The organism is Rhodococcus sp. NBC_00294, assembly GCF_036163995.1.
Taxonomy (GTDB): Bacteria; Actinomycetota; Actinomycetes; order Mycobacteriales; family Mycobacteriaceae; genus Rhodococcoides.
The window spans coordinates 1,906,222-1,929,087 of the sequence record NZ_CP108043.1; the positions used below are offsets into that span (position 1 = coordinate 1,906,222).

General features: G+C 62.1%; 10 protein-coding genes. 3 read left to right on the forward strand and 7 right to left on the reverse strand.

The window, feature by feature from the left end; translation table 11 throughout:
- Positions 1-328 precede the first annotated feature (328 nt).
- The 3 genes from OHB23_RS08975 to OHB23_RS08985 are packed head-to-tail and all read left to right on the forward strand — an operon-like array spanning position 329 to position 3,485.
- Positions 329-1,993 (forward strand): DEAD/DEAH box helicase, encoded by a 1,665-nt coding sequence (locus tag OHB23_RS08975; RefSeq protein ID WP_328811360.1) that lies wholly within the window; start codon positions 329-331, stop codon positions 1,991-1,993.
- Entirely contained in the window at positions 1,990-2,844 is an 855-nt protein-coding gene (locus tag OHB23_RS08980) for a hypothetical protein (protein ID WP_328811361.1), read from the forward strand. Before OHB23_RS08975 ends, OHB23_RS08980 begins: the two co-directional genes overlap by 4 nt.
- Positions 2,845-2,846: 2 nt before the next feature.
- A complete protein-coding gene (locus OHB23_RS08985; RefSeq protein WP_328811362.1) occupies positions 2,847-3,485 on the forward strand; it encodes a hypothetical protein in 639 nt (212 codons plus the stop codon).
- A 6-nt stretch (positions 3,486-3,491) separates the two neighbouring features.
- On the opposite strand, the gene OHB23_RS08990 is transcribed toward OHB23_RS08985, so the two are convergent.
- From OHB23_RS08990 to OHB23_RS09020, 7 genes are all read right to left on the reverse strand, one after another.
- Complete coding sequence (locus OHB23_RS08990) at positions 3,492-5,648, reverse strand: DEAD/DEAH box helicase (protein ID WP_328811363.1); 2,157 nt, start codon at positions 5,646-5,648, stop codon at positions 3,492-3,494.
- Positions 5,645-6,937 (reverse strand): BREX system ATP-binding protein BrxD, encoded by a 1,293-nt coding sequence (brxD, locus tag OHB23_RS08995; protein WP_328811364.1) that lies wholly within the window; start codon positions 6,935-6,937, stop codon positions 5,645-5,647. The genes OHB23_RS08990 and brxD overlap by 4 nt, the downstream gene beginning before the upstream one ends.
- Positions 6,934-9,711, reverse strand: a complete 2,778-nt coding sequence (gene pglZ / locus OHB23_RS09000) for a BREX-2 system phosphatase PglZ (protein ID WP_328811365.1) — start codon at positions 9,709-9,711, stop codon at positions 6,934-6,936. The genes brxD and pglZ overlap by 4 nt, the downstream gene beginning before the upstream one ends.
- A 2-nt stretch (positions 9,712-9,713) precedes the next feature.
- Entirely contained in the window at positions 9,714-13,451 is a 3,738-nt protein-coding gene (locus OHB23_RS09005; protein ID WP_328811366.1) for a DUF6079 family protein, read from the reverse strand.
- On the reverse strand, positions 13,448-17,044 hold the full coding sequence (pglX, locus tag OHB23_RS09010) for a BREX-2 system adenine-specific DNA-methyltransferase PglX (protein WP_328811367.1): 3,597 nt from the start codon (positions 17,042-17,044) through the stop codon (positions 13,448-13,450). The genes OHB23_RS09005 and pglX overlap by 4 nt, the downstream gene beginning before the upstream one ends.
- The gene (locus tag OHB23_RS09015; RefSeq protein WP_328811368.1) at positions 17,044-21,180 is read right to left on the reverse strand and encodes a protein kinase domain-containing protein; all 4,137 of its coding nucleotides are present in this window, start codon (positions 21,178-21,180) and stop codon (positions 17,044-17,046) included. Before OHB23_RS09015 ends, pglX begins: the two co-directional genes overlap by 1 nt.
- Positions 21,181-21,674: 494 nt before the next feature.
- Entirely contained in the window at positions 21,675-22,733 is a 1,059-nt protein-coding gene (locus tag OHB23_RS09020) for a hypothetical protein (protein ID WP_328811369.1), read from the reverse strand.
- Positions 22,734-22,866: the final 133 nt, after the last annotated feature.

The window sequence follows — 22,866 nt, forward strand, 5'->3', positions numbered from 1 at the left end:
CGAAACGTGCCGTTGCAAACGAGAAAGTCGCCCCGCCGGCTGCACCCGCACTGCGGAGATCGGGCGTAGGGATCGAGATGCTGCCCGCCGCAGTCCAAGCAGCACTCGCATCGCTTCCCGCCGCGGGTCTGTCGACCGGTCGTGTGATCGCTCTTGCTGCGGCGCGCCCTGACGCGCCACTGACAGTACGGCGATGTGCTCTGGTCACCGGTATGACACCGATCGTCGCCGGGCAGCTGTTGGCAGACCTGGAGCTGACCAAGAAGCTGGTTCGTCGGCAACGGCCGGACGGTGTCGCGGAATGGGTACGACCAGAGGATGCAGCCTCATGACCGAATTGCGGGCATGGCAGAAGGAAGCGTTCGACGCCTGGCGGGCCGCCGGTCACCGCGCCATCGTCGAGGCCGTGACCGGGACGGGCAAGACACGCGTCGGTATCGCCGCGATGGTGGCGGCGAGAAGTATGAACCAGCAGGTCCTGGTGGTGGTCCCGACGATCGACCTCCTCGAACAGTGGTACACCGAGGTCAAGTTGTTTCTTCCTTCAGTGTCCGTGGGCCGTCGAGGAAACGGACATCGAGACGACTTCCGGCACAGCAGCGTCTTGATCACCACTGTCCAGTCGGCGATCAAGGCGGGTGCTCCGCAGCCACGACCCGGCGCGCTGCTGATTGCCGATGAGGTCCACCGTTACGGCACAGACGGATTCGCCCAAGTCTTCAGCGACAGGTTCGACCATCGACTCGGTCTGACGGCAACCCTGGAGCGACAGGACGAGGGCGTCGACACCTACATACGGCCTTACTTCGAGACAATGGTCCCCGGCTGCGACTTCACCCGCGGTCGGCGCGACAACGTGCTTGCTCCGGTTCGTGTGATGACTGTGGCCATCGACTTCACGCCCGACGAACGGAAGAAGTTCGACGAGCACGATGCTGTCGCGCGGGATGCCCGAAAGAATCTCATCAGTAAGTTCGGTTGCGTGGCTGCCCCGTTCGGTGCATTCATGAAGGACGTCACTGCATTGGCCGACCAACGGGATCTCCCCGAGGGGCGACTCGCGAGCAGGTATCTGTCGGCATTCAGCAAACGCCGCGCACTGCTGGCGGACTGCTCGGGCAAGATCGCCGCGCTGGGGACGTTGGCCCCAGCGTTGGCGTCATCGGACAGGTCCATCGTGTTCTCGGAAACGAAGCAGTCCGCAGAGACGGGTTCTGCGGTGCTCCGTGACCACGGAGTGAAGTCGAGTGCGTACTCGAGCGGACTGGACCACCTCGCGCGAACTCGCGTCTTGCAACAATTCCGTACCGGTGCGCTGACCAACCTGGTCGCGCCAAGGGTTCTCGACGAGGGAATCGATGTACCGGCCGTCGATGTCGGTGTCATCATCGCGAGCAGTAGTTCTCGTCGTCAGATGATTCAGCGCATGGGGCGGGTTCTGAGGCCGAAGCCGGGCGACCGGGCAGCGGCATTCGTCATTCTGTACGTGCCGGGAACCGCGGAAGATCCTGCCCTGGGTGCCCACGAGGCATTCCTCGAGCAACTGCTCGACATCGCCGAGGAGCAGGTCGACATCCCGCTCGCGCACGCTCCTAGGAAGCTGACAGAGTGGCTGACGCGGCCGATCGAGAAGCCGGCTCCGCCTGCCCGACGACCAGTCGACTTGCCTTCGTTCATCGAACCCACGCCGGCAGTCACCGCACCTGCAGAACCGAGACACGGCACAGACGCGACGACGCAGACCGTCGGCGAGATGCCGGGTGGATTCGACATGATGTTGCGATACGCAGCGACGTTGCCCGCGAAGCACGCGCGGGTCGTGATCGACGTACTCGGACTGGGAGGCGGGCCCCCTCGCTCGATAGCCCAGGTCGCTCGGATGGAGGGCGTGCCTTTCGAGGAGATCATCACAATGCGGCAAGCTGCGATCGAGCGCGTTCGAGCACTCGTGACCACAGGACAGCAGGACATCACACGAAAGCAGGGCGCATGACGCAACTTCAACTCACCCAGGACGAGTATCGTCTGTTCACGATCACTCCCGACGATGGTTCGCCTATCGGGAACGTCTCCGCCCGAACGCGTCTGGGCTTTCCCAAGAACCGATACGGGAGAGCCAAGGACGGCTTGCTGGCCAAACACCTGATCCTCCGAGCACCAGGCGGCGGCGGCGCCATCAAGCGAGCCCCCGCGGCGGACGAGTCCGACATCGAGTTGGATTCCAACAGGGGAGTCGCGATCGTCACGCCGCCGGTTGCCGAATCGAACCTCTACGCGCCGATGCTGGCGACGCTGAGAGGAGCGTGGGGAGCTGACCGCGGATTCGAGCCGATCGCGGTCGAGGACGTTGCCAACCTAGGGAGGCGGAAGACGGGCGGAAAGTGGACGCGGCCGGATCTTGTTGCTGTCGGTGTCACCACGTTCGATTTCGTTCCGGATCTTCTCTTCGATGTGATCACCTTCGAGGTCAAGCCGGCTGACCAGGTCAATGTGGTTGCTGTCTACGAGGCTTTGGCCCACCGGCGCTCCGCAACCCACGCATTTGTCGCCGCCCATATCCCGGCGGTTCTCTCCGACTCGTTGAAGACGAGCGTGCAGCAAGTGGTGGAGACGGCCGCCGAACACGGCATCGGGGTGATCAGATTCGCCGATCCGTCCGATTACGAAACCTGGGAAGTAGTGGTCGACGCCGTTCGCGTGACCTCGCCGCCGGAACAGATCGATGCGTTCGTGCGTAGCAACCTCTCGCTACCGGGACAAGAGCTTGTCTCTGCCGCAGTCAACAGACTGCGACAAGGACTTCAACCGACACCCGCGACCAATCCCGTCGCGTCGGCAGTCTAGTAATGGCGAAAGTTCGCTCCATCGCGCCCAGTAGTCAACGAGTAAAGGCTCATCCGACAGCGGTCGATTGCCAGTTCGCGGTCATCCGCGACGGCAGGGGCGAACCACTGATCCATCTGTCGACGTTCGGTTCGGACAATCGCATGTCCGCACCGAAAAGCAGCCAGTCGTTCCAGCTCGACCGGCCCATGGCGGAGCAACTCGTCGAATTACTGATCGACACATTCGGTTTCAGTCCTGCCGATCCACCAGAACCGGCTGGGGCTTCGAACGCTGCTCCGGAATCGGTGCGGCGGGTCGACGTCGCGTTGCCCGCTATCGCGGAGCAGGGCGTAGAGGCGCACATCGCAGCTGTAATCACCAGCCGCGACTTCATGGCGCGCTATGAGAAATTTTCTCCACGGTTCTCACCTATGTCGATCGGGATCCTGTTGTCTGCCGCGATCGCATCGAACGGACGGCTTCCATTCGATACCGTGGCGCAACTTCTAGGAATCCGAGCCTCACGGGTTCGTCAAGCAGTCGCCGTTCTGAGTCAGGTCATCAACGGCGATGGTGCAACGCTTCTGGAAGAGAATGGGGTGGAAGTCGTCCTGCATGAAAGCTTGATGTTCGAGGAGTTCGGAATTCGTACACGGTAGTGACTGCTACGTCGAGTGGATCTGGACCGGATCGGCGAGCACGATGTTCGCAGACTCGCTGTCCACCAGACGGGAGGAGAGCGTCAGTGCTGCAAGCTTGTCGGGTAACGCCGCGGAAAACTTCAGGCCTCGCACAGCTTTCGTATCGACGAAAGGGAGCGGCTTCGGTGCATCGGGTCGGCGTGCTGCTGCCAGTGCAGCGCTGATCTCCCGCGGACGGAGATCAGAGTGCAGTCGGATGTAGTCACTGCGCGCGCTCTGACGAGCAGGAATCAGGTCGGGCAACCACGCGGACAGAGTTCGGTTTGCCCGCGAGCCCGCCCAGGTCCACCATCGCCAATCATCTCCGTCGCGTGAGATGACCAGTGCGTTCAACGACACTGCAGCGTTGCGGTCGGTCCGTGTTCCCTCGATGTCATCCTGTGCGCGCCGGGTCAGCTTCACTCCTGCTGGGGCGGCACCCAAAAGGACTGCGCGCATACCGCGAGCAATAGGGAAGGATGCGCCCTCTCCCGCCGAACCCCACTTCGCCCGTCCTGGGATGGTGGTTGACTCGACATAGCAGAGCCGTCTCTTCCAGTCGATGTGGGTGACCAGCCACGAACGACCGCCGAGAAGTAGCACTCGCGGGCCCTCGACAGATTCGGTGAGCACTTCGGTCTCCACGAAACCGATGTCGTTCCGGCCGGCCATCACGGTGAACTGAGGCGCTGCAGTGAAGACCGCGAGCAGGTCCATGAAGTGGCGTCGACCGAATTTTTGCTCCGCCTCCGTTCCGATGAAGGCAATTCCTCCGTCGCTTTCGAGGAATCGCTCGTCGAGGAGGTACTCGAACGACTGCTGGGCCGTGGTGTCGAACAGCGGCAGCGTTCCCCAGGGTTTCTGCCAGTTCGTCAGTCCGATCTTGTGATTCTGCAGGGCGTAGGCGAGTATCTGCTGCGCAGCGATGTGGCGGGGCGCCACGGGCGGCGTGACTGGTTCGACCCATCCGGTGCTCCAACACCTCAGCATCCCGAGGACGGATACTAGGTTGCTGGAGTCGAGCGCCAGGAACAGGCAGTTACGCAACGTCTCTGGCCGCCGACCGGTTCGCCCGAGTCTCTGGAGGAATGACGAGACCGTCCGCGGGGCATTGATCTGGATGACGCGGTCGAGGTCACCGACATCGATCCCCAGCTCCAAGGTCGAGGTCGCGACGATAACGCAGTCGCGGGCGTCCGCGAAGGCCTCCTCGGACCGTCGACGCTCGGCCGCAGAGAGTGATGAGTGAGAGAGAAACACGGTGATTCCCGCATCATGCAGGCCCTCACCAATCTCCTCGGCCAGGCGGCGCGAGTCGACGAAGACGAGTCGCTTCTCTCCGTGGTGGAGTGCCGCGATGACCTTGACCGCGTTGTCGACATTCCCGACGTAGTCGACAGTGACATCGACCGACGCCAAGGCAGGGAGGGTTGATCGAGCAGAGATGGTCAGTGAGGTCTCGATGGCGGCAACCGCGTTGGCGGGGACGTCCGGTGCGATAACGGTGCCGATGCGGGTGGTGTCCGCGGATTGCAGCCACTGTAGAAGCTCCGCCGGATTACCTACCGTGGCAGACATACCGATGCGCTGCAGCGGCCGGCCGAGCAGGCTTTCGATTCGAGCCAGTACCGCCAGCAGGTGCCAGCCCCGATCGTCCCCTGCGAAAGCGTGTACCTCGTCGATCACCACTGCCTGCAGATCGCCGAACAGCTGTTCTGCATCCACCGATCGTGACACCAACATCGATTCCAACGATTCGGGCGTGGTGAGAAGTACGTCGGGACGGTCACGTTTTATGACAGCGCGCCCGGCTGCTGTCACGTCGCCGTGCCAGGTGGCGGCGGTCCGTCCTGTCCAGGCGCTGTAAACCGACACGCGTGGTTGCAAGTTGTTCAGCAAGGCCTTCAAAGGGCAGAGATAGAGGACGGACAAGCCTTGCCAGCGTTGTGTTGTCATCCTGCTCAACAGTGGAAAGCATGCGGCTTCCGTCTTCCCGCCGGCGGTTGGTGCCAGCAGAATCGCGTCTTCTCCGTCGAGGATCGGTCGAATTGCGCGGTCCTGAAGCGGCCGTAGTCCTTGCCATCCTAGAGTGTTGACGACGTGATGCTGGATGACCGGGTCGAGCAGATCGAAACCGCTCACAGCTCTACCTCGTCGGCGGATGCCGCATGCCGTTCGGTGTCCGTCATCTCGGAGTCGGTCACAGTCAGCGAGTAGTCCCGTCTCGGATCGAAGTCGTCGAACTGGTCCACCTTGTCCAGCACGTCGAGCACGATCTTCTTGAGAAATAGTCGTGGAGACGTCCCTACTTTGCCACCGAGTTTCCCGGCGACAGCGCGGGCCAGAACGGCGATATATGCGTCATCCACCATGGCGTCGATACGTGCCGGTGAGGAGGCGCCTTGGCGATAAATATCTCGCACTCGGACACCCACTTCGACAAGCTTGTCGAGATCGAACGCGCTGAGCCGGATCTGCGGCGCCCTCGGGTTGTCGAATCGAGCGGGTCCCGTGAAATCGGTGTGCAGGCGTTGCGCCAGGGGTGGGAGTGATTGGACACCCATGCGTCCCTCGAAGAATGCGGGAGTACCCGTGATCACCAAATACAAGCCGGGATAACGGCCGGTGTCCAGCTCGTCGATCCACTGCCGCAGTGCATTCAGCGCTTTCTCGCGAGTGTCCGACCGCATACGCTGAAGCGTTTCCACCTCATCGATCACGAGCAATAGCCCGGGATGACGAGCCCCTTTGAGAACGGCAAGGAGTCCCTGGAGAAAACCCATTGCCAGGAAATGATCGACATCCTGCCGCACCCCCGCGGCGCGCTTCGCTGCAGCACTCACGTGTGGCTGACCGCCGAGCCACGCGACGAGGGCGTCGGCAGTCGCGGTGTCGCTCCGCTCCAGGCAATCGCGGTAGGCGCGCAACACCATCGGATAGATCGGAGTGGCAGCGGCGACCGCCGCCAAACGAGTCTCCAGGAGGGCCTCGACCTGAGCCGACGTGGCCTCATCCGCTCCTGCCGCCGCGGCAGCGTCCTCCTCGATGCCGTAAAGCCAGGAGTCCAAGACGCCTCGGAATGCTGACGGTGCGAAACTAGAGGTGCGCAGAGATTCCGTTGTCCTGCGGTAGACGGTCTCGAGCTTGTGCAATGGGGTCTCGACCTCACTGATCTGCACCTCGGCAACAGCCATCCCGCGCTTGAGTGCCTGCTGCTGCAGCCATCTCGCATAGAAAGTCTTGCCCGAACCGTATTCGCCACGAACCGCCTTGAATATCGAGCCACCCGCAGACACCGCATCGAGATCCTCGATCACTGTGGCCTCGAACTTGTCGATGCCGACCGCCAACACATCGAGATTCCCTGACGGGACCGTCCCCTGCCGCAAGGCTTGGAGGATTTCACGCCGACGAACCGGTGACAACGTCATGGGGCAACTCCGTACTGCTCGAACATCAAATCCGCGGACAGCTCCACTTCGGTTCCGTTATCACTCAGCGCGATGACGCCGTCTGCGTTCAGTACTTGACTGAGGGCAGCTATCGCGCGTCGTGCACGACCGGGTTGCACGCCGAGGATGGATGCTGCTTGGGGCAGAGTGATCCGGCCGTTCCCCTCGATGAGGGCGATGAGAAGAAGGCCAATCTGCTGTTTGGCGATGCGTGGAGGAAAAGTCGCATACTGCTGCGCGAACAGAGGGGACGCGAGAAGTTCGGCAATGCGGTCGCGGCCGCCCGCGACCGCAGAATGAATCGGCGTCGCCGGATCGGCTACATCGAAGAGCGTGTCTGTCGGCGCGGGCCGCGCTGTGTGCTTCTTCGATGGTGGTCGCACCGGTGGAGCGGTGTCCACGGTCGTGATCGCCGGTCGCGCAGCGTCCCACCACACCGGCGCCGCGCTGGGGCTCTCCACTAGTCCCAAATGCTGTGGCACAGCACCGTTCACGAGAATGCTCACCGGTATCACGGCTTCGGACAGGGCCGCCCCACCGTGATATCCGGCCTTCAGACCCGTGTAGCGCACGTGCTCGTCGACGGCGAGTACAGCTCGGTTGCGGTCCGTCAGGACACGCTCACCCTGGACGAGGATCTCATCCGCTTGTACGGAGGTGAGATCAGCATCCGACACACTTCGGTAGCGGGCGGATTCGCGCGTTCCACGCTGGACGCTGGGCTGCTCGCGACGCTCAACCACATGGCCGTGATCGCTGGTGAGCACCACGGTGCGCCCGACGACCGCTGCGGCTGCGAGCAGTGCATCCAAGTGCTTGAAGCTCGACGTCGACCACGTGGTGCCGATCGGGTCGGACCGATCGAGTGAATCGTCGATGTCGTTGAGAACACACGCCACCACCGGACGGCGCTCTGTGTCCTCGAGTGCAGCTCTGACCTCGGTGGCCAGTGCGTGGCCACGTGAGACCGCATCCATGTCTGCCTTGTGAAAAAGAATCTTCCCTGACGCCGCAAGGCCGCGGCGGTGCAGCCAGGAGGTGAACCCGCTGCGCTCCTCACCCTGTGTGCCGGCAGTAAGTGCGCCGGACAGCAAGGAGCACCGAGAGAAGGTAGTGACGGTCGGCAGCACGGCGAGTGCTGCTCGCGCCCAGGGGGCATCCTCGAGTTCACACTCCTGCCATTGCGGTCGATAGCGGCGGAGTGCATCCGACACGACGTCGTTCGCCACGGATGCGCTCATGCCGTCGCAGATGACGAGCAGGACCGGGCTCGACGACGCGCCTGCAGAATGGCCGGTGGCTCCGTGTGGCGGAACGGTCAAGGGTTTGACTACTCGGTCGAGTAAATCTTCGATCCAAAGCAACCCGGCCATATCGCTCTTGTGGACCCCGTTGGATGCCACGAGCCGGGCGAACAACTGGTCGGCACGCGCTCTACGTATTCGCACCGCTTCCACGATCCGATGGGTCGCCGCGGCCAGCACGGTGTTGTCTGCACCGGTGAATGCAACGTTGACTGCGCCGTCGACCCAGGAGAGATCTGATCTGTACGCAGCGAGCCATGCTGGCAGTGTCTGGGGATCATCGTCGGAAGTCGCAAGGTGTCGGAGCAGCCTGAGCGCCGCCCCGCCGACGCGTACATCGCGCGGTGCATCGGTGTGACCGAGGCCGGCGGAGCGATGAGCGAGCACATTCGCCCACGCATTCTCCACGTCACGGTGATCAGTGCTACCGATCGCTTTATTGAGAGCGTCAGCGAAACGTTCTATCCGTGGGCGAAGTGCCGACGGCAGAACGTCCGATCGACCGACGAGAGCGGATGCCTGAAGTTCGTCGACCAGGGCTTCGGCTCGGCGGATGGTGGCGGTAGGCACGGCGGATCCCGACACCGCCAACGTGGCCGTGTTGCCCCAGGTAGCCAAGTGCGACTCGGACAGGTGAATCGAATCGCCGACGACGACCTCGAGAAGGGTGCGTACTCGGATGGACTTCTCGAAAGGGGCCGGAAAAGCTGCCGATGCAGACGCTCTGTTGTTCAGGAGAGCAGCAACCAGACCCACCGGAACGATGTCTGACGGACTGGATTTCCTGATCAGCTGTGCAAGGGGTGCTCCGAGCGGACCGAGTGTCCGTGAGATCCACCGCAAGAACTGGTCGAACAGCGCCGAATCGACACTGGTCCTCCACACGTCGAAACGGTGTGTGGAGACCGGGTCAGTCGACCACAGAGCAAAACTGTGTGGTGTCAGTTCTATGGGATCGAGGCCGAACTTCTCGCGCGCCAGCACGGTGAAGAGGTGATCGGTTGTCAAGACGCCGTCAGGCGCCGGTGCGATGTGACCGGTGTGCAATTCTCGGACTACAGCGCGAGCGCAGCCATTGTCCAGCGAGAGAAGATCGAACTCCTGTCTCGCCGCACCGAAGAGTTGCCGAAGCACTGGCCAGGGATCGAGATTCGAGAGCCGGCCGGCGACGAGGTGCTCCAGCACTCCCACGGGGATCTCCGCCGGTGTCCGGTCGGTCAGAATGACAACCCAGTCGACGTGAGACCTCTCGGTCAGTGCGTCTCTGATGGCCAGGACGGACGGAGCGGTCCGCACGCGTACCGTTTGTCCGTCGATCGTCAGGTCGGCGTCGTTGTCCCACTCGGGTGCAGCGGAGACGGCGATGACTCCCTTCTTATGCCGCGACTGTTTGGACGACGCGACGAGACTCCTGATGCTGGCGATATCCGCGGTGGGGAGTACTGGCATGTTCATCCACCGAGCTGCGAGATGGTTACCGAGAACGTCGTGCCGGGGTTCTCTGCGAGCAACTGCCGCAAACGTGATTCCAACTTCGAATATCCGGCGTCTCCGTCGATCGTGAAGGACTCGGCTGCAGCCGGTCGTGGGTTAGGACGCGGCTCCGGTGGGTCGATCGGCGGGTTCGGCGGCGTGGTGATGCCGTCCTCCAACCACCGGTCGCGGTCACGGATACAGCTCTCCAACGCTGGAGCCAACGGCCTGACCAACTCATGCGCGAGCATGGTCGCGGACAACGAGTCGACGATCATGCCCGCACGTCGACCACGATCGTCGTCCACCGCTCGAGCGTTCTGCAGCACTCTCAGCTTGTCGAGTGAGAACTGTCCGAGCGCTGACGACAGGGCCGGCGCGGTGGAAAATGATTTGCCTGCTTCGATATCGGTGCCGGTGAGAGTTCTCTCGGCCAGCGCCGTCACGAGTGCGATGGTGTCGAGGTGGGGAATGCGGACGTCGAGCAAGTCCACGAGCTCCGCCGCCAGGGTGAGTCTGTTCCCGAAGTCCGGAAGACCCAGGGCCTCGTATGCGGCACGTAGCGCGTCCACCAGGCGTGAGCGGTCGGATCTGCCCGCAGCAGCTGTGTCGCGGACTTCACGCGCGAAGACCGCCACATTGGTGGCGGTGAGGTACTCGTTCACTGGCCGGCCCACAAGCGTGTTCCACCGTCGACACGCTGCTTGCCATACATGGGGATCGGGCAGCGGCTCGAGCCTGGCTGCTGTCCCGCGTCGGAATTCGCCGACTGCAGGCTCGTCGATCGGAGAGCCGTGTAGGTACCACGACCGTTTGCTCTGCGCTGCCCACGCGCCCGCGATGAGGTCGACCATGTCATCGGTCAGACCGCGGCGGTTGCCCTCCGGTGCGATGGCGCTGCGTAGGACCTCGATCGGCACGTCCTCGTTCGGATCGACAGACACTCGCGACAGCTCCTGCGTGATCCTGCTGCGCCAGGACGCGAAATGCTCCGAGCCGAAGAGTAGATGCGTCTCACTGGTGCGCGCGAGCTCGATCGGCTCGACGATGCGGCGTGTGGTGTCGCGTTCTGATCGATCTAGTGGAATGCGACCGTCGATCTGAGATTGCGCCTCACGCAGGCGCTTCAATACGAGGTTCAGCTCACCGCGGGTGATGGTCTTGTCCGCCGGAGTGAAGTCCGGATGGTCGGGATAGAGAGCGTCGAAAGCGTCGCGCAGCAACCGATTGGTCGCTTCCGCCAGCGTATTCCCGATAGGTGGCTGTACTGCGAATCCGGCGTGCAGCGATCGCAGCGGGGGTTGGCCCTCGGGGAAGGAGGCCCCGGCGGCAACGCCGTAGGCGATCTGCACAGCGTTCCCGAGCTGACCCCGTAACTGGGCCTGCTGCTGCTGCAGGATCGACCGTGCCGCGGCTCGGTCGGCTTCGGACAGCTCGTTCGCGTAGCTGGCCCACCGATCCCCGGCGAGAACGTAGTTGAGAATTACCAGCCTGCCGAGCTGACGGGTGACCTTCTCGGGGAAGAAACTGGGCAACCACACCACGGTGAACCGATTCTGACTGGTTCGGCTGAGTTGATCGACACGGTCGTGATCTTCGGCGGTGGTGTGCCCGGCATCGTCGAACGGCAGGTCGACGACCACTCGGAGGGCACCCTCGACGGAGGGACGGAACGCCACGTCAGGCAGGTACCCGTGGTCACGGACGTTGCCGAATACGATCTCGACCTGTCGTTGCGTCGCCCTCCACGTCACGTTCCGTAGCAGGGCGTTGTCCACGGTGAGGGGTGCGCCGGCGACACCTAGCTGGTCGGCCAGGATCTCGCGCATCAGTTCTCGCCGACGGCCGTCGGTGTCCTCTGCCTGTGCTCGCGAGATGATGCGCTCATAATCCACCGATTCGAGTGTGACCGAGATGATCGGGTTCGCATCGTTGGTGACGGACAGCTCGGGAATATCGGCTGCCCACTGCTTGACCTTGTTGGTGATTTGACCGACCTGATCCCCAGGGATCAGGCTGACGACGCTTCCATGGTTCAGCGAGGCCAATCTCGATGCATCGATCTGTTTGAGAGCCGGAACGCTGGGTGCGACAGCGGACATGAGCAGCGTCTTCGCTACACGAATATCGGCCTTGAGTCCTGCGGGAACGTCTCGATCCGCCACCGTGTCGGCGACACCGGCGTTTCGGAAGAGAAGTGGGCGTAGTTTCTCGGTCCACAGCGTACGGGCGGTCTTGAACGTCTGTGCTGCAGCATCATTGATCGGTGTGGCGTTGGCACTGTCGATGATGTAGTCGAAGGCGTCGCCGACGGGGATGACGTTGTCGATGGTCAGCTCGTCGGCCTTGTCCGAGAGAATCTGCTGCATGACTTTCAGTGCAGTGCGTTCACGTTGCATCTGACCTGACAGAGTCCGCAGTGTGTCGAGCAACGCCGGTGAGAACGGGTACGTCAGTTTGAATGCGTCGGAGTCGGATCCGCGGTGCTGATCGTCGGTGTTGATGCCATCGAGAAGTACGTCCCACACCTTGTTGTCTCGGGTCAGTCGCGAGAACGCTGTGGCGAGGTCAGCGGCCGCATCAGAGCTGCGTGGCTGCAAGAGCCGCCTGTTCGCGATGAAGGGAAGGTTCTCGTCACCCAGGACAACGGTGCCGAAGCGCCCCGCCTGATGAGCGAAGGCTTGCTCCAGCGCCTGCTGGGTGGCGCCCGATTCAGCTCCGGTGGAGAGCCAGCGGCTCAGGTCGTGCTGCCGGGCGATGAACGAGGTGATCGGCACCGCCAGACGGCCTCGGCTGGTTTCCACCAGTTTGGTGATCTTCTGCACTTCGCCGTTGAACCGTTCCCGTGCGCTCACCATGAACGTGAGCCACAGAACCAGCTCGTCGAGCATCAGCACTACAGCGTCGTATCCCAGCGACTTCGCGTGATCGGCGATGACCGCGAGTCCGTCCTCGAGCGGTAGCCAGTCGGTGTTGCGCGAGTAGCTGGTGAAGTAGGTGGCGATGAGTGCCTGTTGCAGTCGCGCTCTGGTGGCGAGATCGGCGTCCGGAGCGGTTGCCGCGGTATAGGTCTCGGCATTCCAGGTGCCGGTGCCCTGCCCGAGGGCGCCCCAGTTGATCGAACCGGTGCTCTGCGGTGCCGCGGCACTGAGGGTGGAGAAGAACGCGTCATCGCCGACTTCGCGACGCCTATTGTCGGCGTCCGTGAACAATCCGCCGGCCGAGTGAAGAACCGGGGGAAGCGTGTCCGGATGAAGGGCGGCGATCTGACGCAGGTACTGGTCGAACAGCGCTGACTCGATGGTGTCGGCGTCCAAGAAGTGGAACGTGAGCCTGAGAATCGTCGCGTTCTCGAGTGACGAGTGCTTCGCAATTACCGGCTGGAGCTCGGGGATTGCGAGTGCTTCCGGAGCGCGACCCAAGACGGCATGCAGGACAGCCATGAAGTGGGACTTACCGGAACCGAAAGATCCTTCGAGGTACGCAGCCTTGTTCTCGCGGGTTCTCACTGCCTCGTCGATGACGGACAGGGCCTTGTCGAAGGCATCGACCAGCGCTGGAGTGACAACGTAGTTGTCGATGGTCGAGGCGACTCGATCAGTTTCGACCGAATCCGACAGTCGGAGAACGTAGTCGTCCGTCCCGTGTGTTTCGGGGATGGCAAAAGTGCTGCGCAACGTGCGGGCAGATGATGGCAATGATCCAGTCTGGCTCATTGCGGGGCCACCTTTCGTGATGAAGCCTGACGGCCACGAGCCTTGGGGACTGGTCGCCAGTGTTTCAGGTCGTCGATCGCGACACCGACGGCAGCGGACTTCTCGCGAAGTTGAGCCGTGAGGTACTCAAACAAATCAAGGCCGAACGCGGGATCGACACCCGAGTGCCATTGGCGCACCCAAGGCAACAGCTCGGAAATCCCAGCCACCAGAGGTATCAAGCGGCCGAGGTCGACGCCCTCGGATTCTCGAAGCGAGTAGATGGTGGCCAGGGCGATGCCCTGTTGTGCGTGGTCCCACCCCGCCCAGCCAAGCAGGGGAGTCGGATCAGTGTCACGACCCACGTCCGGGTAGAGGATGAAACGCTCCTTCGGAACGTCGAGCTTGCCGCGATGCGACCAGTAGGACTGTTTGACAAAATCCGAGCCCGTGTATTTAGGCGGGACCGGAATTTCATCGGTGGACACGAATCCAGCATCCTCTTGACGCTGCAGATCCCAGACACGTTCCCACTCCGCGCGCTTACGCAGTCCCGAGTCCTTGTATCGGAGGGCAGCAAGGTAAGGGACAGTCTGATCGGCAAGGAGGGTGACCAGTGTCGCCGTGACAGGTGCGTCCTTTTGGCCGGCCCACAGGTCGAGTGCCTCGATGAACTCCGGGTCGGTCTCGACTCGGCCGGCTAACTCGCCGACTGAACGTGGCAGAGGGGTTCCCTGTTCAGCGAACCACAGTGACCGATCCTCCAGCTTGTCCAACAGCCAGTTCTTCAGCGCTTCCTGGAGTTTCGTGTCCCACGAATCGCCAGTCCAACGCCGCTTGTACTCGGGCCTTTCGAGTAGACGTACGAACTTGTTCGATTCGATTGCCGCAATGCGAGTTTCGACGACCTGCCTGTACGCGTCCGGCCAGTGGGAGGGGACCTCGGTGATCGGCGTCGAGCCGTGTCGCGAGAACCAGGAAGTATCGAGCTCGCCCGCAGCCACCCTGCAAGCGAGGACGATCTCGAAGGCGCGCTGACCGGTCTTGATCTCCGGCGTGGTGGCTACGGGGACGGTGAGATTGTCACTGATCAGCCCGTAGTGGCGGTATACCTCCCAGTCGAGCTCTTCCTGCTCGGCGATCATGCGGGCGCGCAAGCGTGCGTGCTCGACGCGAGCAGATTCGATCACTGATTTGGTCGCACCTTGTGTGAGAGCGTGGGCAGGTTCGTGCTCAGCTAGGTCCCGCGCGAGCTGGTCGATCAATCTGGTGCGGCCGAGCGGCGACTGCGGCGTAAGCGGGAAGTCAGCCAGTGTTGTACCGGTGAACTCGTATCGGTCACTCCAACCCGCGCTGCTTACGCGTGCACCCTCCTGGCCAATCGGATCCCCTCCCTTCGGATAGCTGTTCTGCTTGAGCCAGAAGCAGGCTGTGGAGCTGCTCAGTGTGCCTAGCAGTCGGAGGTGGTCGTCCTCCGTTGCGTCCTTCGGCAGCTTGATCACTGGCGCCGACTGCTTGAACACTTTACCGCCGCGGTCCAGCACGAAATGGTTGTGGGTGGCGACGAACGCGAAGGCAATAGACAATGGGGTACGATAGCGCTTCTTGAAAAACATCGAGTGGTCAAACCATCGCAACCCTCTCTGTTTCAGCGTCTGCTCGAAATCAACACGTCGACTTAATGCCGTTCTATTGAGCCAGAGAATGCGCATTGCATTATCGGATAACGGTCGTGGTTCGCCTTGATCGTCATACGGAAGAAGTGAGGACAAATTCGGTGACAAGGAATAGTCCCGGATGTCCTCTCCCAGGACTAGCGGGGCTGTGTCTGAGGCGAAAGACCTGGTCGTTGCGGACGAGAGAGGTATGTAAAATGCGTCATCTAAACCTGTGTGCGTTGTCCGACCAATCGCGTCGACCGTTGCACCCAAAGTCGTTATGCTGCCCGACACGACCTGAGATAGAATCTCGCTCGCCCCGCCTCCGGTCAAGCTCCATGGGTGTTCGGCGATTGATTGACGTGGCAAATCTGTGATCGAGATCCACTGATCCTCATAGCCAGCGCTATCGATGTTCTTGACAATGGTGCTCCACACCAGGCCCTGCGAGGGATGTTTCGGTGCTTCGGGTTCGCCCTGAATCCCGAGAACGGCCCGAACTGTGTCGCGTCGCTTCCCACGGTTCCGGCCTACAATTATCACGGTCGGCGTTCCATGTCCTGGGATGTAGGCGCCTGAGGTATCCGCGATCAATTCCAAATCCTTGTTGGATAGGAAATCTTCGATCAGCGGTACACCGAATTCGCGTTTCATGAACGAATTCGAGGTGATCTGTCCGGTCCACCCCGCTCTTTCTCCGGTTCGTGCCAACTTGAAGAACAATTCCATGAACGGAACCGTCAAGGCATACTTGCCTTTGCAGTACGAGTACAGCTCACGATACCGGGCGTTCAAGGCCTTGTCGCTCACGACGATGTAGGGCGGATTACCCACAACCACGTCGTAGGAACCCGGCGTGAGGAACTTTCTCAGGGTCGCTGCATCCTCTGTGCTGTAGCTGAACCCCGATGCAATCGCATTCTTGTCTACGCGCCGATCGTCGAAGTCGAACGCGTCGGTGCCGTCCTTCTCGGGGGCGTGGAGGAGCGAGTCCCCGGCCGCAAGATTCAGCGTGAACTTTGGGGCATCGAGCAGCGATGTCTCTCCGCACGCTTGGAGAGCTGCGACGATCAACCTGAACTTGGCGATGGCTACTGCGAACGGGTTGAGATCTACCCCATAGACGGATGCTAAGGCGTGATCGACTCTCGAGCGGAGCTCCATACCCGGCGATGCCTGATGCCAACGCTCCACCAGTCGGGCGAAGGCTCCGAGGAGGAAATGGCCACTGCCGCAGGTGGGATCGATAAGTCTGAACCCGTCGAGCGGGCGATCCTTGAATGCCGGCTCCAGGGTTCGGTCGAGGATGAACTCCTCCACGAACTCCGGCGTCTGCAGAAGCGCGTACTTCTTCTTCGCGAAATCGGATAGGTCCTGGTAAAGATCACCCAGGAAACGCGTCGACAAGGTGGAGTCGGTGAAGCTCCAGTCCAGTTCCCCGTCATCGGTAGTTCGACGCCAGAACGCCAGTAGGGCCTGCACCGCATCGGAACTGGGGGATGCGATGTTCAGCGCGGCATGGTCGTCCACCAAGGCCCGGGTTGCGGCGCACTCGCGGAGTGCTCCGAACGAGGTTTCCAACCATTCGCGATACGACAGTGTCTGGTTCTGGCGGTAGAAGTCGTTCTCGGCATCTTCGGCGCGTTGGCGCAGGCCGCGATTGGGGCCGGCGATCCACACGGCGTTCTGCCCCAGCAGCAGGTTGTCTTCGCAGAATCGGACGAACACCGACGTCAGTAGCCAACCGACAGAGGCTTGGGTGATCTGGTCCTCCGACCAGTCCGTCCACGATGCAGCGGTGCGCTTATCGGCGAGTGCCTCGGCGTGAGTTGCCTGCCACCGCGAGAGTTCATCCGGGTTGGCATCGATACGCGCGCGAATATCGTCGACGAGCATCACCAGTTGGGGCTTCAGGGCCGCCGTCAACTGTGGTCCGGCTGTGGTGGCCAACGCCATCAGGAATACTCCTCGATCAGGTCGTCCCGCTGTGCGGGCTTGTGGTTCAGTAGGGCGGAGACGTCGCCGGGTCCTACGGGTACGAACTGCTCCGGGCTGTTCAACGCCAAGGGCGCCCCGTCGACCACGGAACCGGGAAGCCCTCCTGACTCCTGGCGCTGGGGAATCAGCGCCCAGAGTGCGTGTGCCGGCGGAGACGACAGGTCAGCCCATTTGTGGAGGATTCCTAGCTGTCCGTACGCGGCCAACGTCGACAAGTCCGTCAGTACGACGGGACATCCCGCGTTGTTCACGGAGTCGACCAACACAGGAAGGGCGTCGGCCACGAAACCTCTCAAATTGCTCCTGTCACCGGCCGCACCGGCATCTGCTGCCAGGATGTCGGCCCAGGGAATTCCGGCTGTGTCGGCTTTGTGGCGTAGGTGCGTCAGAAGTAGCTCGGTTACGTCGAGGTGGAGTGCGCCGTACTTCGTTACGAGCGCCGCCGCGACCTGATCGCTCGATCCCAGGGGCACACCGAGCGCACGGAACGTGCGTTCGTCGATGCTCGCTCGCAATGCGGCGTCGAGTTCACTCGCATCCGCTGCACGGTGCGTGACAGGGGCGGTCATCGTGTGTCTCGTGGGAACGTGGGATGCGGGGTCGGGAGCCTGCGTGAACACATACCGTCGCGCGGTCTCGTCCCAGAACATGTCAGGTACCAGCCGGCCGATGAGTGCGTCCAACCCCGGACGGCGAGGCACCGTATTCGACAACGCCGGGAACCGAGCGGTGAGGCGTGACTCGAGTTCCGAACGATCGAACGAATCCGACGTCGACAATCCACGAAGAAGCATTGCCAACGAATCGTCCGGCCGCAGCATTCGTGAGTGCAGCTCGTCACGCGCGGACAAAGCGACAACGGCGGATCCTGTGGTGGCAATGCGGACCAGGACATGCCCAGGAATCTCGACGTCGGACGGCGCCACATCGAGGACAGCGGCTGCCGCCGCGCGGAACGACGCCTCGGCATCTCGGGAAGTCACGACATGACTCCCCTGTGAGGACGCCTCGGTCACGAGCCGCTCGGCCTCCGCAGCCAAGACCGCAGGCAGACGCCGGGAAACCTCCGCGGTGGCTATCATCGCTACCGATCGCGATTCTCTGCGTCGGATCATATGCAGGGTGTGATCGACTCCGTCATCGGCCGGCGAAGCCGGTGCCTGTGACGCGAGTAGCAGCCGAACCAGGCCGAGGCTGACACGTTCCGGCCGATCGAGCCCATCCGGTGCGAGGTCGCGAATCAACTCGCGCGCGAGCAAGTCCGGTGTGGATGCGCCACCACTCGACTCCAGGACGACCGAGAGGCGGCCGAGAAGATTCTCGACAGTCGCTGTCAACGCCGCGTTCTTGGTCCAGGCACTCGCGAAGTCACCGAAGATCTGCGCAATACGGCCGGACGTGACTCCGGCAAGCGTCGCCAACTCCTGGTAGGTGACGAAAGGGTCCTCCGGCGCACGAGCATGTGATCCCAGGACGAGCTCCACGACCTGCCGTCGGATTGTTGCCGGCTTGACACCCGCGGTCGTGACGAACTCGGACATCAACGCCTGTAGCGAGGTGATCGACTCGGATTCCCGGTCGGTAGTAGCACCTGGTGCAGGACGCGGAGTAGGTGCCGGGCGTCCGGAGGGCTTGGCGCTGCCCGCGAAAACCGCGGTCCAGGCGTCGCGCATAGCTGAGGACGTCTCGAACCGCGACCGTGCATCCCTCGCCAAAGCGATTCGGAAGAAGTCCACCAGCGCGTCCGCGCGACCGCGACCGAGACCACCGGCGGTGAACATCTCGGGGGTCACGGTCACTTCGTCATGGAGGGCGCCGGGATCACTCAGACCGTCGCCGTACTCGGGAGTCGAGGCAGTCGCCATCTCGAAGAGCACGACTCCTACCGAATAACGCTCGGCTGCCGAATCGAAGGCCGTGCGCAGGCCTGAGCCCAGGAATGGATCGCGGTAGGGAGGAGTGCCGGCATCGAGCTGGTCCACGGATGCGCGGGACAAGGAGAAGTCGAACAAGGCCAACCGAACCGCGGACCCGCGGGATTTACCTTCCGGGCGTCTCAGCCCGAGGTTCGCGGGCTTGATGTCACGATGGGTGATGCCTGCTGCGTCCAGCGCGACCACGGTATTCAGCAGTTCGGTGCCCCAGGACCTGAGCTGCGCCTCACCCAGCGGGGTGTAGCGGACCAGGTCTGCGAGTGACTGATCGCCGCCGTTGCTCAACAACAATGCGACGCGATTCTCGGCCAGGTCGAGGGGCCCCTCGATCAGGGTGACGACCCCCGGCACCGGGGGAACCAGGGTGGCGATGGTGGCAAGTACTTCGGCTTCATCCCGCAGACGTTCGACGGCGCTGTCGTCGAGACCGACCTTCAATACTCGCAACGCGTCGTCGTTGTCGTGGTCCCGGACCAATACCCCTCGCGCAGTGGAGCCTGAACCGAGGATCTTCACGACTTCGAATCGACCGCTGAGAATTGCGCCCGGGGTGGGATTGAGAGGATCCACCTCGTGCTCGGCGGCCGGTAGCTGGCGGTGACGAAACGAGTCGAGTTCGGAAGCGAACTCTTGCGCGCCGAAGCTCGGCTGCCCGGTCTTCGGATCGGTCCCGACCCGCTTGGTCACAGCCGGATGCGTGGCCCGCAGAACCAGAGATCGCACCTGCTCGTCGACGAACCGTCCGCCGGACGCAGCAAGGTCGAGCCCACCTTCACGTCGTAACCGCTCCAACAGCGCGCCGCGGTCCCTCGCCGGTGGTTGCCCGCCGGAGAGGAGGAAGTACGCAAGAGCGCCCAGCGAGAACAGATCCAGTGCCATGCGGTCGCCGTCGACAGCCCAACTATCCTCAGGCGCCTGATAAACGTCGTCGGAGGGAGCTGTCCCGGTGGCGATCGAGGTACCGAGAACTGTGACTGTGCGGGTGTCACCGCTGTGCACTCGACCGGCCCATGACCAGTCCGCAAGCCGGACGCTGATCTTGCCCTTGTCGAGATTCTCGGTGTGGATCAGGACCGTCGACGGCCCGAGACCGCGATGGGCAACTGAGTTGCGGTGCGCGTACCGCACTGCCTCGGAGATCGATGTCAGGATTCGCAACTGCTGCTCGACCGTGAGCGAACGTGTGGTCAGCGCGAGATCCAAAGGTTCGTAACCGGGGGTCTCCGGATAGACGATGACCGTGTTGCCGTCATCGTCCTGAACCAGGTCTCGCGGTGCCACGATGCTCTCGTGCCGCAGGGCGCTCAGCAGTGAATATTCGCGCTCGAACTTGCGGTACGCGGCGGCTCGGGCGTTGGCCGGCGTACCTCGACGCAGAGACACGATGCGCGCACGTCCACGCTCTTGCGTGACCTTCTGCGTTGCGGGCCACTCCTGCCAGTCCTCACCACTCGCGATCGGTGTGCCGGCAATGGTCCACGAACCGGCGTCTCTCTCGGTGCGCCGAGAGATGCCCAGGTTCTTCAACGCCAGCGCAATGATGACGCTGAGATCCTCGTCGACTCGCCTGCTGTCCGTCGGAGGCTCGAGGAGACGGTCCGAAATTCCCGGCAGCCCGGTCTGCTTCTCTGCACCATCGGGTCCGAACAGGCTGGACTTGGCCAGACCGGAAAGGTCGGTTGTGAAGGGTGACCCGTGCAAGAACACGGATTCTTGAACGAACGGTAGGACGCGGCGTACCTTCTCGGGGTCGAGACCGTTCTCCACGGCCACCTTGCGGGCTTCCTCTTCGATGCGTGTCGCCAGTCTCTGGGCTTTGCGTCGAGTGATGAGCAACGGCGACCTCTGGGTCCGTGTCTTGCCACCCAGAGTGGTTCGAATCCAGGAGTTCTCGTTGCCCGCGAGGACACCGGTGTAGCTCTTCAGTTCGATCAGATGCAAACGGCGTCTACCTAGCACCAAGGCATCGATCTCATGCCATTGACCGTGGTTGTCCATGAACTCGAAGTTGGTCCACGCACGATAAGGAGACGAGTGGGGGAGGAGAGCCTTGAGGAGCTCCAGACCTGCTGTTTCATGCGCGAACGCCGACTTGGAGACCTCGACCCACCGGTCGTTCACGTACGCCACGCCACCGCCTCGAACTCTGGAAACCGGCATCTACGGGTAGTCGCCGGGTGCTGTGCGACCCTATCAACACCGGGTTGGCTTCGCCGGTGCTCCCGAGATGCAGGCAGGTTTTGGTGTGGGGCGGCGTGGACTATCGGCGTCGGCTCAGCGGCCTACCTGCGACATTCGGGTCAAGCGAGCGACCTGGAGGGGTCTGTGCGGCGATCGACGACAACATCATGGCAGCGGATACCGATCTCGATCCCTGACTGCACTGGCGACGGTATGCGCGACTGTGCGAGGACCAGATAACGGTCGTTGCCTCGGGATGGATCAACCGGCGCACTTGTTCGGTGTGGCACGAAGGAATTGTCAATGCGGCTGCGGTGGAGCGGATCAATCGGGTTGAGGACTCCTTCGAGCTGCTCGGAGAATGCTTGCTCACCCACACCATCCCGTGACAAATTGCCCAGCGTGAAAGCGGCGCCCGGTTTGGAGTCGGGTGTTCTGAGCCCGGTTCGCATGGCGCCTACCCATCCGGACGGCTACTTGATCTGAAGATGTGTCAGATCCGGCCACAGGCCGATAATCGCAGATAAAACGTTTTTGCGTGCGTACCCGTTCTGATGGTCGAGCTTTACTTTGACCGTGTCCAGCGCTTCACGGAGGTCCTTCAGAACAGGCTCATGCGACGAGTTGCGGCCAAGGAGAAAGTAATACGCACGGTGCGGTCGGACTTTGTCGTCGACAAATCTGTGAATGACTCGCGCGGGCGGATATACCGGAGTCGTCGCCGTGGGCCGTTTGTTCTTGGCGTGCAGGACTGCCGCGACGTGCTGTCCTTCCGAGAGTGACGGGGATTCGCCGTCGAGAAGTTCGTCGTAGAAGATATAAATGAACTTTTCACGTGGAGCGACGACTTCGTCTATTGACGCGCTGTGCTCTGCTGCGAGGATGGCGGCTGTGTGTTCTGCTTTGGCTGATATCGAGTCGTCTTGAAACATCAAAGACGCGAATAGCTGATAAACCGTTTCCTTGGGGATCGTTTCCGGTCGAGAAGGAGTTGCCGTTTTGCTGGGCTCGGCCTCGGGCGAGCGGTTCGAACCGTAGATCTCGACCAGTTCCTCGAGAATGGCTGACGTCATCTTCATGGCGTTCGACTTCAGTCCAACGAGGTAATCCTGCGCCTCCTGTATCGACTCCGAGCTGTCGGTCATCAGTGCGGCCTCCGACCACGCGTCGATCGAAGCGCCTGATGCATTGCCGGATCCGACCACAACGAACGGATTGTGCTTCTCCGGATTGATGAGAAGCAGTTTCGCGTGAAGTTTCGATTGCGAGTACACCGTCACGCCGCGCTTGACCCATGTCAGAAGCGTGGTCGGATCGGTTGATCCAGCGGAAACGGCCTTCGTGGATGCGTTGACGACAATGCTCGAACCACCTCCCAACGGCAGCGCCTTGTCTCCGTTGGAACCCACGTACGCAACGGCCGCTGACACGCGATGCTTGTGCTCCGCTACCAACGGCGTCAGCTCATTCCAGATGGAACCCGACAACAAGCGACTGGTGCGGTCCGACCCGAGTCCGATGCGATCGATCATGAGCGCATCGTACGTGTGCTTGTGTCGTGCAGATTCGAGATTCTCCAACGGGAACGTGATGCACTGGGGAGTGTCTCAGACTCGAAACGTATGGTCGCGTAGACATGAACGACGAGGAGTTGATCAGTGACCG

Bases quoted from the DNA above. Each gene is read 5' to 3' on its own strand.
- OHB23_RS08975 (WP_328811360.1), top strand. From the start codon at position 329: ATGACCGAATTGCGGGCATGGCAGAAGGAAGCGTTCGACGCCTGGCGG.
- OHB23_RS08980 (WP_328811361.1), top strand. From the start codon at position 1,990: ATGACGCAACTTCAACTCACCCAGGACGAGTATCGTCTGTTCACGATC.
- OHB23_RS08985 (WP_328811362.1), top strand. From the start codon at position 2,847: ATGGCGAAAGTTCGCTCCATCGCGCCCAGTAGTCAACGAGTAAAGGCT.
- brxD (WP_328811364.1), bottom strand. From the start codon at position 6,937: ATGACGTTGTCACCGGTTCGTCGGCGTGAAATCCTCCAAGCCTTGCGG.
- pglZ (WP_328811365.1), bottom strand. From the start codon at position 9,711: ATGCCAGTACTCCCCACCGCGGATATCGCCAGCATCAGGAGTCTCGTC.
- OHB23_RS09005 (WP_328811366.1), bottom strand. From the start codon at position 13,451: ATGAGCCAGACTGGATCATTGCCATCATCTGCCCGCACGTTGCGCAGC.
- pglX (WP_328811367.1), bottom strand. From the start codon at position 17,044: ATGGCGTTGGCCACCACAGCCGGACCACAGTTGACGGCGGCCCTGAAG.
- OHB23_RS09015 (WP_328811368.1), bottom strand. From the start codon at position 21,180: ATGCCGGTTTCCAGAGTTCGAGGCGGTGGCGTGGCGTACGTGAACGAC.
- OHB23_RS09020 (WP_328811369.1), bottom strand. From the start codon at position 22,733: ATGATCGATCGCATCGGACTCGGGTCGGACCGCACCAGTCGCTTGTTG.